The organism is Archaeoglobus veneficus SNP6 (assembly GCF_000194625.1).
GTDB classification, from domain to species: Archaea; Halobacteriota; Archaeoglobi; order Archaeoglobales; family Archaeoglobaceae; genus Archaeoglobus_C; species Archaeoglobus_C veneficus.
Genome location: NC_015320.1, coordinates 1,073,976 through 1,088,176, shown reverse-complemented (window position 1 = coordinate 1,088,176; position 14,201 = coordinate 1,073,976). Strand labels below are relative to the sequence as shown.

The window sequence follows — 14,201 nt, the reverse complement described above, 5'->3', positions numbered from 1 at the left end:
TTTTTCCTTTTTTATTGCACTCATAGTAGGTTCTATTCTCAGCAGGTCTTCGATTCTGGCACTTTCGTCACCGGTTAACCTCTACCGGCTCTCCAAGATGGGCAAAGTATTATATCCATCCTGTCCTACGAAGTCCAATGGCTCTTGAATCTCTGAAGGACATCGTCAAGAAAATAGCACGCTCAACTACAGTGGATAAGGCCCTCGTTGAGGAGGTAGTCAGGGATATCCAGCGCGCTCTGCTCAAGGCGGACGTAAACGTCAGGCAGGTAAAGGAGATCAGCGATGCGATAAAGAAGAGGGCACTGAGCGAGGACGTTCTACCCACATTCAACGTCAGGGAGCACATAATCAGGATTGTTTACGAGGAGCTGATGCGTGGAATAGGCGAAGGGCTTGAGATTCCCCTCAAGAAGGCAAAGATAATGCTTGTCGGTCTTCAGGGCAGCGGTAAGACCACAACGGCTGCAAAACTGGCGAAGTACTTCAAGGATAAGGGGATGAAAACCGGAGTTATCGCAGCCGACACCTGGAGACCAGCAGCCTATGAGCAGCTAAAGCAGCTTGCAGAATCTTACGGTATAGGCTTCTACGGCGAGAAGGAGAACAAGGATGCCGTAGAAATAGCCAGGAATGGCCTTAAGGCCCTCAAGGACTACGATATGATAATCATAGACACTGCAGGAAGGCATGCCCTCGAAGAGGAGCTAATAGACGAGATGATTGAGATTGCAAAAGCCACGCAGCCAGACTACAAGCTTCTTGTGCTCGATGCGGCAATCGGCCAGCTTGCGAGCAGGCAGGCAAAGGCCTTCCACGATGCCATAGGTATAAATGGAATCATAATCACGAAGTTCGATGGAACGGCGAAGGGTGGTGGAGCGTTATCAGCGGCAAGGGAGATTGGTATCCCCATTGCATTCATCGGAACTGGTGAGAAGGTTGAAGATTTCGAGCGCTTCGATCCAGCAGGCTTCGTTTCCAGACTGCTGGGGATGGGCGACATCAAAGCTTTGCTCGAAAAGGTTGAAAGGGTTGTAAGCGAGGAGGAACTCGATCCTGAGGCCTTTCTGAAGGGTACATTTACGCTCAAAGACGTCTACAAGCAGATTGAGGCTATGAATAAGATGGGACCAATAAGCAAGATATTCGAGCTTCTCCCCTTCGGCTTCAGCATGAAGGTTGACGACAGCATGATGGAAATGACGCAGGAGAAGATGAAGAAGTTCAGGGTTATAATGGATTCGATGACTGAGGAGGAACTTCTCAACCCAAAGATTATAGACTCATCCAGAATCAGGAGGATTGCCATAGGTTCTGGCACATCCCCGCAGGAAGTTAAGGAGCTGCTCAAGTATTACAAGACAATGAAGAGTGTTATGAAGAAGATGAAGAAGGGCAAGTTCGGCAAGCTGCCCATCAAGGGTCTCCCGAAGATGGGATTCTGATGGTTCGGGTTGCAGGTATAGATGAAGCAGGGAAAGGGCCGGTTATAGGCCCTATGGTTGTGTGCGGTGTTTGCTGCAGCGAAGAGGAGCTCGTGGAACTCGAGAAAATTGGTGTAAGGGATTCAAAAAGACTGTCTCCAAAGAGACGGGAGGAGCTTGCCAGAGAGATAAAAAAGCTTTCAAACGTTTACGTTATAAAGCTCGAGCCGGAGAAACTTGACAGGTTGATGGAAAAGAAGACTATTAACGAAATTTTGACTGACTGCTATGCGGAGATAATCAACGAACTCAATCCTGACTTAACGTTTGTTGATTCTCCAGACGTTATCCCGGAAAGGCTTTCAGAGGCGCTGAAAAAAAGAACAGGTAAGGAAGTAAAGGCTATGCATAGAGCAGATGTTTTGAAGCCAGTCGTATCTGCAGCGTCAATTGTGGCTAAAGTAGAAAGAGACAGAGAAATAGAGAAAATCAAAAAGGAACTTGGTGTAGACTTTGGTAGTGGTTATGCGAGCGATAAACGAACGATCGAGTTTCTCAAGGAGTACTTCAAGGAACACGGTCGTTTTCCCCCGTATGTAAGACGAAGCTGGAAAACCCTCGACAGAATTTGCCAGCAGTCCCTTGAAGATTTCTTTTAGGCATTCATACGCTTTTTGATCATCTCAACGACATGTCTCTTTTTCTCTATGGCCTTCAGAACTGCTTCATCTACTCTTCTCCGCATTTCTTCGAAGTCTCTCGGTTCCTCCTCTCCAACGACCTTCTTTAGCGGCGTGTAGGCTGACTCCCTGAACCTCGGCCTGATGGGCTTTACCTCACCATCCTCTATAACGTACGCCCCTTTGCCTTCCTCAACCCATCCAACTTCCTCGATTTTTATCCCAGCACTTCTAACGACGTTCATTACTTCTTTCGCTGTTTCAGGCGGGCATATAACCATGAGCGAGTCTATAGAAACGCCCATAAAGTCAATTTCAAGACTTTCGAGCATGTTCAAAACTCGAGGGTTCACAATGCTTCTTACTTTCTCCATGTCGAAGACGAGCGAGCAGCCCGAAACTTTCGATATTTCCTCAGCATCACCTCTAATGCCTCCGTTAGTTACGTCGCTCATGGTGTGAAGCTCCGGCACGAGGTTAGCGCTGAAAATGGCCTTGCAGGCTTTTATGAAGTCTATATTTAGCGTCTCCTCAACGACCTCATGCATACCGTAATAAATGGCAGTTGTGGCTATTGTACCTCCTCCCGCTCCCTCAGTAAGCAGTATGATGTCGCCAGGCCTTGCGTTTTTCCTTGCGGTAATGCTGCTGCCTATGCCGACACAACCCACGCAGCCGGTCATTCTTTCGCCTATGACCATGTCACCCCCAATTCTCAGTGTGCTGCCGGCAACGAGTGGAACTCCCGTAAGCTCGCACACAGCCGAAATTCCGGCGATGTGATCGAATATCTTCGAAACGTCGCCATCATCAGCAATATGAATATCCGAAAATACCGCAACTGGCTCAGTCCCCATGACATAAACATCTCTCATTGCCGCCCTCGTAACATGGAAGCCTGCAATAAACGGAAACTCGCTGAGACGGGAGTGAATGCCATCGACCGCGACGGAGATATAAATCCCGTCTTTAACGTTCTTGAAAATAACTCCAGCGTCATCGAGGTCTTTGCTCGATATGATGGCTTCTCCGCTTTTTCCGATAACTTCTGCAATCTTCGAGTGGACGTAAAAATCTCCTTTCCCTCTGCTCCCAACTCCGAATTCACCCATAGTGACTCCGCTTTTCCAGTATTCGAGGATGTAGTTTGTCTTTGAGTAGGCGTTTTTTACTTCCAACACAACAGCCTCAGCCCACTTCGCAGCTTTTTCAAGACTCCAGCCCTTTATCTCAGCTATGCGCTCTGCGAGCTTTTTTCTGACCTCATCTTCTGCAATGCCTCTCTCGAGCATCCTTCTTGCATAGCCCTCGATGTCCATAGGAATCACCCGGTCATGACGAAAATTATCCCGCTCACTATTAAGACTGTTCCAACTGCCACCCTGACAACGTCAACCTGTTCTCCAAGCAGAACGACGGAGAAAATAACCGCAAATAGTGGATAAATTGAAGTGAGGGGCACAGTCTTACTCGCTCCGATCTGCTTGAGAGCAAGGTAGAAAATTATCATCGCTATTCCACCGGCTATCGATCCGGCGGTGAGGAGGTAGGCAATTCTCTTCGGAGTGAACTCAGAAAAACTGAAGTCCTGCAGAAATACCGCAATTAAAGCGAGAACTGTGAGCGCTCCAAGGCTCCTGATTATATTTGCGACAACTGGGGATATCTCAGCATCTGCTATCGCGAGCTTATCTAATATCGGCGCTATGCCCCAAAGCAGGGCTGCGAGGATTGCGAGAAGTTCACCTTTCATGGAATGGAAAAGGGTGGGCGCATTATAAATCCTTGCCCTCAAGCCTGAGCTGAACACTCCTGCCGAGCACTTCGTCGAGGTCAGAGCCGATGGCATATACGTCTTCATCGATTTTGTAGCCCTTCCCCGTCCTCTTTAGCTGGGATATGCTGACGAACACCCAGTCGCTGCGAGGAATTTTTACGGCAATATAGGATTCCGCTCCAAAGAGGTTGGAGAACATCACGAGTTCTTTGACTTCCTGCTCTGTGAGGTATAGTGGCAGTTTTGCTCTCATCTTAACTTCGAAAGCCAGAAATTTCTTCCCGTTACCCGCGACGATGTCGGGCATGGGGTATGACATGGCTCCGCTACCTGCTGAGCGAACAGCAGCAAAGCCGTTCTCCCAGAGCCTGTGAATCAACTCCCTTTCGAACCTGGTGCCCTTCCCTTTCACCGGTAGAAAAATCGTTATCCTGCTATTTCTGTCTTTCTGAGATCAGACCGTATGCCCCTCTTCATCGCATGCGCTCAGATGAGAGGTTTGTCATCATCTGCAGTTATGGCATGGGGCCGCCGAGATTTGAACTCGGGTCTCCGGCACCCCAAGCCGGGAGGATAACCAGGCTACCCTACGGCCCCTTCAAGCAAGTAGCTGAGGGAGGGGATTTAAAACGTTTTGGTTATTGCAAAGTGGATAGAGGCATGGTCAGATAGCAAAAAATTAAAAATTTTTTCAATAATACAATTAAAAATCGTTGTTCTTGATATACTCAATCATCGCAGGCATTATACGCGGTATAACCTCTGGCAGCATCTTTGGCATTAGATTCTCCATGACCTTTGGCATCAAATCCGGCATCTGCTCTTTCATGTGTGGAGGCATTGGTACACGCTTCTCAACCTCTTTGAGCATGTCTGGCATAACCTTGGGCATTATCTTTGGCATAAGCATTGGAAACATCTTTGGCATCATCGGCTTCATGGCATCCAGCATTCCTGGAACCTTTTTTGCCACCCTCATCATCGCCTTCATGCTCTCTGGCATCGCGTCGATCATCTGTGGAAGCAGAGCTATCATCAACTCAGCCATGTTCTCAGGTTTCATCAGCGCAATCATGGCATCGAAAGTTCCCCACATTTCAAGACAGTAGTCTGTTGGATCCTGGAACTCCACACCACATATTCCCGCAGCAAATGCCGCGAGATCTTTGACTGGTATGTTGTATCCGTTCTCCTTGCTTGCAACTCTCAGCTGGAACTGACAGCATGGACAGAGCGCAAGCAACACATCCGCTCCGGCATCCACAGCTTCTTTGATTCTCTTTCCTCCAAGGTAGTTTGATGTTGGTCTCGGTTCTCCAATTCTCGTAAGGACGCTGCCGCAACAGAGTCCATTCTCTCTGTTGTGTTCCATTTCGACGAATTTTACGCCCAAAGCCTTTATCAGCTCTCTCGGCGGTTCATATATGCCACCTGCTCTACCAATGTGGCACGAATCGTGGAAAGTTACCGTGACTTTCTTCATCTCTTCCGGAAGTTCTGGAATTTCGCACTCGCCCTTCTTTATCTTCTCTGCAATTACCTCGGTGTAATGTTTCACCTCTATGTCGTAATCTATGCCCAGCTTCTTTGCGAACTCCTTGTAGTAGTGGTGCCATGAAAGCCAGCAGGCTGGACAGGATGTGATTACCGTCTTTATGCCTCTCTTCTTCATTTCGTTTATGTTGTGCTTCATTATTTTCTCGAAATGTTCCCATTTTCCAGCTACGAGCATTGGAATTCCGCAGCATCCCTCGTCAGTACCCAGATACTGAAAGTCCACTCCCGCCCTTGAGAGGAGTAACACTGCAGCCTTTGCAATATCTTGCTCAACAAAGCTGGCAGTACATCCGGCAAAGTATGCAACCGGCACATCGTCCTTCAAATGCGGCTTGACCTCTTCCAGAAGTTTTTCGTCTTTATACAGCCAGTCTGCTCTGTTTTTCCTGTAACCCGCCCAGATGTTCAGGTTGTTGTCAAGGCTTGCTGCCATGATTTCAAAGGGTGGAAACGTCATGAATCCCTTCTTTCCTATCAGGAAATCTCTCATATACTCCCAGGTTTCCAGAACTGGCATGTCAAGCTGGCAATTCACATTACACTTCTCGCACGTTGTGCAGAGTAGGAATTTATCAACCATCTGCTGGTTGAGTTCAACTTCTCCCTCAGCGTAGAGCTTCAGGAAGTAGTACTTACCCCTCGGTGAGGTGCTTTCCCACTTCTTCGCATCGTATTCGGTACAATCATCGACACAGTAACCGCACTGGGCACATGCGTAGGCGTACCATTCCACAAATTCTGGCAGTTTTCCACTGGATTTCTCGCCTATTCTCTCACCGTATTCCACCGGTTTTGCCATTTTGTCGATAAATGCAAAATTCTCGGCTATCTTTATCAGTGATGCTGCAAATGATGGATCCACAACCTTTCCGGGGTTGAAAATCTTCTCTGGATCGATTTTGTCCTTGAAAGACTTAAGCTTTTCAAACCTCTCCTTTCCAAGCACTTTCTCAGCCTTGTGGGCCATGTATAATCCAGTTGAATATGGCCTGCCTCCAACTCTTTCAGCAATCTTGGTAAAGGCCAGCGACAGCGCATAGGCGTACTTGTAATCTCCTCTGCGCTCATCGTGAGGTATGAACCCGAGAAGGACTATCTCTTTTCCTTTAACAGCAAACCCTTCAAGCATAAACTTGTGCTTTTTAGCCTCTCTGGCAAATTCCCTGTAGAATTCTGCAAGCTTATCAACCGGTATAACAGCCTCTGCAGGCACAAGGCTTGGCCCCAACCTCTTTATCTTCATCGGTTTGAAACGAGATTCCCATTCATGTTCCGCTAAATCCTGCTGTAATCTTTCTCCATTTGCTCTCTTTGCAATTTCATCAAGCTTGCTCTCTATACCCCTCCCCTCGGGGTATGCCAGTATTACTATGAACTTCTCCGGCAGCTTTGGAACCTCTTCAACCGGATGTCCGTGATGCAGCTTCGGAGGAACTATGCTCTTCAGAACAGCTCCCTCAGGATTTATGAAACTGACAGACCATGCAGGAACATCTTCCTCTGCGAGCAGTTCAAGGAAACGCTGGAGGTCTTCGACACTGTCAAAAGTAAACCCGACAACTTCTTCCTTTTCATACTCCTTCACCTTCAGCGTTACCTCAATTATGAAACCAGTCGTACCTTCTGCATCGCTTACAAGACCCAGATCGTCTCCGCTGAATTCTCTGATCTCTCCATTTGGAAGGAGCACCTTCGCAGAAACAACATTCTCCCTAAACCATCCGTACTCGTAGCTGCCTATTCCAGCTCCACCCTGTGCAAGCCACCCGCCAACGGTTGAAGACGGATAGCTCGTTGGATACAGCCTGAGCGTTAATCCTCTTTTCTTGAGCTCTTCATCCAGATTCTTCCACACCACACCGGGCTGAACCCTTACGATCTTCTGTTCTTCATCGATTTCAAGAATCCTGTTCATCGCTGTGAAATCTACCACTATTCCGCCCTTAACCGGCAGAACACCACCGTAACCTGATGTAGACTTACCCCTGGGAACGAGTGGTACCTTGTACTTCTTTGAGAACTTTACAAGCTTTTTGAGCTGTTCGACGCTCTCAGGTTTCACAACAGCATCAGCAACACCGCCAATAACCTTCTTGAATATCTTTGGAGGTATGCCCACATCGTGTGAGTATATTTTTCGCTCTATTTCATCGAAACTTACCATTTTTCCAAAGATGTCTTCTAATTCTCTTAAATTACCCATTTCCACGACTTTCTTGGTGTTCCTGTCTGCCTCCTTCATATGTGTAGCTACACCCGGACGGTATATAATTTTACTGGTTTTTCCAAAATCATTAAAAACCGTTAAAATAGCCAGAAAATATCATAATCTTTTCAAACTTATTACGAAGGTAAAACATTTCTTACATAACATCCACAGAAAACTTTGAAAAAACAGCAGAAGATAAAAGTAAAAAAAGGAAATTTGAAAAATTACAGCTCCTTTGCGGCCATCTTGATGTCTTCTGCCTTAACCGTCTTTCTTCCCGCGTGAGCTGCAAGCTCAACAGCTTTCTTTGCAACCTGCAACGCGTAGTCTTCAATAGCCTCTGCAAGCGCCTTCTTGGCAGCCTCGCTAACACGCGGCGCTCCGGCGTTTCTTATAATTCTCTCAACCGGGGCAAGGGGTAGTTCCATTTATGCTCACCTCCACACATCCTATACTCCATATCCAACTTAGTACTTCCTCCGGTCGGCGTTAAATCCGACCTCCTTACTCACATTTTTCGTCACTTCTCTTATATAAATTTTTAGGTGGTAGCAAGCAAAACCATGCCCCGTTTCATTGAGTGAAGGATAGGTTCGGGATGTACAGACTGAAGATGATGGGGATATTTTTGCCAGCCCATGAACCATCATTTGCATTTGGCATACAGAAATTGGGCTATTGGTAGGGAATATCGTTTTCTACGACGTCATATATCAGGTTCTCGCCTACTATTCTCGCTTGAGCTGAGAGCCTGTGAATACGTACTCTATCGTTGATTATATGGACAACCTTTACCCCTCTCATTGTCAGGTAGTCTGAGATGAACTTTCTGTGACATCGCCAGAAGAAGCGCTCCGCACACATTATCGCCACTCTCTTCTCCGAAGCTATTTTTATAAGCCTGCTAATGGCTTTTTTGAACTCGTCACTCGTCATGTAGTCTGCGTAGTTTCTAAAGCCCTTTGATTTTATTGCGATGTTTGGTGAGTCCTTCAGGCCATTTCTCCTGTATCCACCGAGCTCGCTCATCCAGAAGTATTCGATGCCTTCTTTTGCGAGTATTTCTTCGAGTCTCTCCTTTTTGAAGTGCTCATGCTTCGAAGTGGGAAATCTCCTGACATCAACCAAGGTCTGAATTCCATACTTCTTTAGCAATCTCACGAATTCTGCAATGGTTCTGTTGGAGTGGCCTATGGTGTAAACTTCTATGACGTGGGCTTTCACATCTAAAAATTGGAAAAGATACGTAAATAAATTAGCCACACTTCGTAAAGCCGCACATCTTGCACGTCATGCAGCCTTCGCCGTACTCCAGCACGTTACCGCATTCGGGGCACACACCACCTATGAGCTTGGTTTTGTGCTCTTCTTTCTCCTCTCCTTCCACAAACTCCGTCAGCGGCTTTATTCCATCAATGGCAACCTTTATTCGCTTGTATTCTCCCTTCAGATACTTCTCAAGCACCTTCGCGACGCCGTCAGCGCAAGAGGTTATAATTTCTCCATTGTCGAAACCTATGGACGGGCAGCGAATGCCTTTGAGCTGTCTTATCAATGCTTCGGGGTTAATCCAGCTTCTTAACGCAACACTGAGTAACCTGCCGATCGCCTCGGTCTGTGATGCGGCACAGCCACCACTCTTGCCGAGCTGGACGAAGACCTCAGCTATCCCGTACTCATCCTCATTTATCGTCACGTAAAGGGCTCCGCAGCCGGTGCGAGTTTCGATTGTTCTGCCAGTGGTTATCTTTGGCCTCGGCCTTGGCTCAACATAGCCTGTGGGCTTTATCGGCCTGAACTCCTTCTTTTCTGCTTTCTTTGTTTTGAGAACCTGTTCCTCCCTGCTTCCATCTCTGTATACCGTTATACCCTTGCAGCCGAGTTCGTAGGCCAGCAGGAACGCCTTTTCAACATCCTTGCGAGTTGCGTGGTTGGGCATGTTTATGGTCTTTGAAACAGCATTGTCAGTGTACTTCTGGAAAGCTGCCTGCATTCTCACATGCCACTCCGGAGCAATGTCGAGAGCACACTTGAATATGCGCTTGATTTCCTTCGGTATTTCCGGGATGTCCTGGATACTCCCCTCTTCTGCAACCTTCGCTATTAACTCATCGCTGTAAAGGCCCAGCTGCCTCAGTGTATCCTCAAATATCGGATTTATTTCGAAGAACTCCTCGCCGTCGAGTATGTGCATTCTCTTGAACGCAAGGGCGTAAACGGGTTCAATTCCGCTTGAGCAGCCAGCAATTATACTTATGGTGCCTGTTGGAGCTATCGTTGTTGTTGTAGCATTTCTCATCTTTATGCCCTTTTTCTCCCACGTGCTGCCCTTCCAGTTGGGGAATACACCCCTTTCCTCTGCCAGGGCCTGAGAAGCTTTGTGAGACTCTTCCTGAATGAAGGACATCAGCTTTTCTGCCAGAGCAATACCTTCTTCGCTGTCGTATGGAATTTTCAGCTTGAAGAGCAGGTCTGCAAAACCCATTACGCCGAGACCAATCTTTCTGTTTGCAAGAGTCATCTTCTCGATTTCTGGAAGCGGGTAGTTGTTCACGTCGATGACGTTGTCGAGGAATCTAACAGCAAGCCATACTATTTCCCTGAGCCAGTCCCAGTCAATATCTCCATTCTTAACGAACTTCGACACGTTTATCGAGCCAAGGTTGCAGGATTCGTATGGAAGGAGCGGCTGTTCACCGCAGGGATTCGTGGCTTCGATCATTCCAATGTGTGGTGTGGGATTGTGCCTGTTTATTGTGTCTATGAACACAACTCCCGGCTCACCGTTACGCCATGCCCCTTCCACAATCAGGTTGAATATCTTCCTCGCGGGAACCTTCCTCACGACCTCTCCCGTCCTCGGATTTATCTGCTCGTACTCTGCATCGTTCTTCAAGGCCTCCATGAACGCATCGGTTACGGCAACGCTGATGTTGAAATTTCGCAGCACACCCTCTTCCCACTTTGCAGTGATGAAATCCTCGATGTCGGGATGATGAACATTAAGGACACCCATGTTCGCTCCACGCCTTTTGCCACCCTGCTTTATCTGCTCCGTAGCGGCATCAAATATCTTCATGAAGCTGACTGGGCCGCTTGCAACACCCATTGTTGATTTCACTATATCTCCCTTCGGCCTGAGCCTTGAGAAGGAAAAGCCCGTGCCCCCGCCAGATTTTTGGACCTTCGCCATGTCCCAGAGGGCTTTGAAAATCCCGTCAATTGAATCATCGACGGGGATAACAAAGCAGGCTGAGAGCTGATTGAGTTCAGTTCCAGCATTCATGAGGGTTGGCGAATTGGGCATAAAGAGCTGGTTATCCATCATCTCAAAAAACTGCTTTGCAGTCTTTTCGACATCTCCTCCGTACTTCTCCTCAGGCTGAGCTATTGCATTGGCTACTCTCCAGAGCATCTGCTCTGGTGTTTCTATCACGTTTCCCTCCTCATCTTTCAGGAGATAACGCTTTTTGAGCACAACTTCAGCAGTTTTTGTCAGCTCCATGCTAATCACCTCTAATTCGAACAGCCAGTTGAATTTTGTTCGTTAATATTAGATACTTTTAGTGGATGCATCGGATGCAATGGTTTGGGTATTCCCCAGAGCGACCTCCAGTACCTTACCATTCACTCCTTAACATGTATTTCTTTATTGACAGTGGTGTGAAAGTGAAATGTGTAGGTTGAGCCCACAAGTTATTCCGGAACCACAGGAAAAGTTAAACTATTCTCCAGAAAAACTATCTGCTATGGCTTCGCGGAATTCAAACTCAATTACAGACCTTCCGAAACTCGTTGAAAGCCTTAAAAACGCTGAAAGATCACTTTTTTATCGAATATATCGCTTCTACATTGAAACAGGCAGGCTTGTGCTGCCGGACGCGATGAGAGAATGGACAACTGCAAGATTCGGTGAGTGCGAGGAGCAGCGCATAGTCAGGGTTACAAACAAGGTAACTTATGAAAGTACCCTCTTCAACGAACTGAGGGCAAAGAGGCCGATAGATGCAAAAGTCAGCGAAGATACTCACCGAATGATTGAAGAGAGCAAAGGTTGTCCGTTCTGCAATCCCAAAGAGAGAACTCCAGCAGATGCCTTTGGCAGGATAGAGGGAAAACACTGCATAACAGCGAGCAACATAGCCAAGTATGACTACCTGCATGCGGTTATAATATTCAAAGGCCACGACCCCTTTGTTTGCGAAGCGGAGAAAATAGCCGATTACCTCGACGTAGCTTTTGAGTGGTTCAGAAAAGCGAACGAGTACGACAGCAGGGCGATTTATCCGTTTTTCATGTGGAACTGTCTCTGGAGGGCTGGAGCGAGCATAATACATGGCCACGCCCAGGCTCTTATATCGAGGGAGCCCTACGGGAGACAGGAGTTCTATGAGAACGTAAGGAAGTGGTATGCGAAAATATACGGCTCAGAGTACTTCGAAGATGTTTACGCAATTCACGAGGCTCTCGGACTTGGTTTCATGCTTGAGAGCATTAAGATTATGGCATACCTAACTCCAGTAAAGGAGAAAGAGGTCGTTATGATTTCCAGTGGAATATCTGGCCTTGCAGAGGCGATAGGTCTCGTCCTGAAGTGTTATCACAGGCTCGGAGTCAGGAGCTTTAACGTTGCTGTTTTCATGCCGCCACTTGGCTCTGAAGATATCTTCATCACGAGAATCGTTGACAGGGGCGATCCTTCGAGCAGAACTGCAGACGTAGGTGGAATGGAGCTTTATGCTGGAACTTCTGTCGTTGCGAGTGATCCCTTCAGGCTTGTGGAGGAGCTTAGAAGTGAGATATAAATGCCTCCAATCACTCCAGCAATCTGTAAGCCCTGATAACTTCGGCAACGCTCCACGCCTGTGATATACATCCATTTGGTTCGTGCGGAGCATCACCATCAAAAATTTCGGAAATAGTTCCCAAGCCCACATCTCTGACGTGCTCGAGCAGAGGCGCAATTAGTAGCTGCAACCTGTCTTTTGCCCAGCCATGATTAAGCAGAGCCTCGACGTAAAACCCAAGCAGCCAAGGCCAGACACAGCCGTTGTGATACGATTCATCTCCTCTAAACCTCCCGATGTACCTTTTATCTCTTGGTGAAAGGGTTCTGAGGCCGTAAGGCGTTAGTAGTTCCTTTCCTACAACTTCGAGGATGCTGGTAGCCTTTCCTTCATCAGCTGTATTGAGTGCAACGGCTATGACCTGACTTGGCCTTATAGAATCGTCGTAAGGGTCTATCACATCGTAAAAACAGCCCTTCTTTGGATTCCAGAATCTACGAAATGCTTTTTCAGCCTTTACGGATGAGTCCGGGCAGTGTATTCCGATTCTGTCCGCAAATCTGAGGGTGTTGATCCACAGGGCGTTGACCTCAACTGGCTTTCCTTCCCTTGGTGTGAAGCGCGTATCCATCCATGTACTACATGCCCTGACAGAGATCAAACCTTTATCAAGTTCTGCAACTCCACTTTCAGGGTAGCGGACAACAATATCCTCGACGTATGGCTTCATTTTTTCGACAAATTCAGTATCTCCCGTCTTCTCAAGGTACTTCTCGAGAGCATAAACGAACCAGAGAGATGCATCGCTGGAATTGTAACAATCCGATTGGTCTGAAACGTCGGATACCTCGCTGGATGTCCTGTTTGGTATTAGGCCACGTTTCATGCGAGTCGCAAAAAATTTGAAAACCTTCCTCGCTACATCTAATCTGCTCCTCTCAATAAGCAGTCCAGGAAGGCTTACGAATGTATCCCTTCCCCATGGTTCGGCAAACCAGTGGTGGCCTGCGTAGATCGTATCTCCAACGACGAAGCTGTTTGCTGCTAATTCGAGGCATTCTATCGCACTCCTCGCCTTTTGATTTTCAGCCAAGGATTCATATATTTCGCAGCCATCAACATTTGCAACTATCTCGAAGCTGCCGTTGCTAACTCTCGCGATGAAACGTCCCGGGGTGTAAAGGTTCTCAACGCATTCATAGCCTCTCTCGAAATCCCTTTCGTAAAACACGTTCCAGTAAACGTCTGGATTCTCGTAAAAGTCTGCACTGGATTTAATCGTGAGCTTTCCCACAGAGACGCCGTTCCCAATCTTTTTCTGCCTGAAGTCAAAAGTCTTCCTCGTTTTGTGAACACCTCTATCTGCTACGAGAGGTACGACAGCTATATCTGCTTTCCCGCAGACGTCGTAGGTAATTCTCACAGCCCCATCAAAGCTTATCGTTTTTCTCACTGCCGTACTATCGATAAAGTAATGGAATGTGGGAGGATAAAGGCCGAAAGCCTGGATGAACTCGAGCCCTTCATCGCATATGCAGTCAGCATACCTTGCAGAAGAAATGCGTCTGCCATTTACGAATTCATCGAGAGCTGAGAGGTAAACTCTGCCGTTGCATACGAGAAGGCCATGGTATTTCCTCGTGTTTCCTGCGAGTGAGGAGGAACAATAAGCGTTTCCACTAACCAGTATAAACTCTCTTCTGCTCGCAAAGCTATAGTCTTTGAGTTCTCTTCCAAAACCTATCAAGACGCACCATCCCAATA

At 47.3% G+C, this 14,201-nt stretch carries 11 protein-coding genes and 1 tRNA gene; 3 read left to right on the top strand and 9 right to left on the bottom strand.

What is annotated here, in order from left to right:
• Positions 1–137: 137 nt before the first annotated feature.
• Both ARCVE_RS06145 and rnhB read left to right on the top strand, forming a co-directional pair.
• Positions 138–1,448, top strand: coding sequence for a signal recognition particle protein Srp54 (locus ARCVE_RS06145; protein WP_013683902.1), 1,311 nt, complete (start codon positions 138–140; stop codon positions 1,446–1,448).
• Entirely contained in the window at positions 1,448–2,086 is a 639-nt protein-coding gene (gene rnhB, locus ARCVE_RS06140) for a ribonuclease HII (RefSeq protein ID WP_013683901.1), read from the top strand. The genes ARCVE_RS06145 and rnhB overlap by 1 nt, the downstream gene beginning before the upstream one ends.
• On the opposite strand, the gene ARCVE_RS06135 is transcribed toward rnhB, so the two are convergent.
• The 8 genes from ARCVE_RS06135 to ARCVE_RS06100 all read right to left on the bottom strand — a co-directional run bounded on the left by ARCVE_RS06135 (position 2,083) and on the right by ARCVE_RS06100 (position 11,155).
• Positions 2,083–3,426, bottom strand: a complete 1,344-nt coding sequence (locus tag ARCVE_RS06135) for an AIR synthase-related protein (protein WP_013683900.1) — start codon at positions 3,424–3,426, stop codon at positions 2,083–2,085. The two genes, rnhB and ARCVE_RS06135, sit on opposite strands and share 4 nt — an antisense overlap.
• 5 nt (positions 3,427–3,431) lie before the next feature.
• Positions 3,432–3,860, bottom strand: coding sequence for an EamA family transporter (locus ARCVE_RS06130; RefSeq protein WP_013683899.1), 429 nt, complete (start codon positions 3,858–3,860; stop codon positions 3,432–3,434).
• A 22-nt stretch (positions 3,861–3,882) separates the two neighbouring features.
• Complete coding sequence (gene hjc / locus ARCVE_RS06125) at positions 3,883–4,296, bottom strand: Holliday junction resolvase Hjc (RefSeq protein ID WP_013683898.1); 414 nt, start codon at positions 4,294–4,296, stop codon at positions 3,883–3,885.
• A gap of 111 nt (positions 4,297–4,407) precedes the next feature.
• A tRNA-Pro gene (locus tag ARCVE_RS06120) sits at positions 4,408–4,481 on the bottom strand.
• A 106-nt stretch (positions 4,482–4,587) separates the two neighbouring features.
• Entirely contained in the window at positions 4,588–7,683 is a 3,096-nt protein-coding gene (locus tag ARCVE_RS06115; RefSeq protein WP_013683897.1) for an FAD-binding and (Fe-S)-binding domain-containing protein, read from the bottom strand.
• Positions 7,684–7,874: 191 nt separating this feature from the next.
• Positions 7,875–8,078 (bottom strand): histone family protein, encoded by a 204-nt coding sequence (locus ARCVE_RS06110; protein WP_013683896.1) that lies wholly within the window; start codon positions 8,076–8,078, stop codon positions 7,875–7,877.
• A gap of 247 nt (positions 8,079–8,325) precedes the next feature.
• On the bottom strand, positions 8,326–8,874 hold the full coding sequence (locus tag ARCVE_RS06105) for a DUF488 domain-containing protein (protein WP_013683895.1): 549 nt from the start codon (positions 8,872–8,874) through the stop codon (positions 8,326–8,328).
• Positions 8,875–8,905: 31 nt separating this feature from the next.
• The gene (locus ARCVE_RS06100; protein ID WP_013683894.1) at positions 8,906–11,155 is read right to left on the bottom strand and encodes a vitamin B12-dependent ribonucleotide reductase; all 2,250 of its coding nucleotides are present in this window, start codon (positions 11,153–11,155) and stop codon (positions 8,906–8,908) included.
• A 244-nt stretch (positions 11,156–11,399) separates the two neighbouring features.
• Between ARCVE_RS06100 and ARCVE_RS06095 the strand changes: the two genes are divergently transcribed.
• A complete protein-coding gene (locus ARCVE_RS06095; RefSeq protein ID WP_156786029.1) occupies positions 11,400–12,455 on the top strand; it encodes a hypothetical protein in 1,056 nt (351 codons plus the stop codon).
• 10 nt (positions 12,456–12,465) lie between these two features.
• Here the strand turns inward: ARCVE_RS06095 and ARCVE_RS06090 are convergent, their stop codons facing one another.
• Positions 12,466–14,184: an amylo-alpha-1,6-glucosidase gene (locus tag ARCVE_RS06090; RefSeq protein ID WP_013683892.1), complete on the bottom strand. Its 1,719-nt coding sequence runs from the start codon at positions 14,182–14,184 to the stop codon at positions 12,466–12,468.
• Positions 14,185–14,201 lie beyond the last annotated feature (17 nt).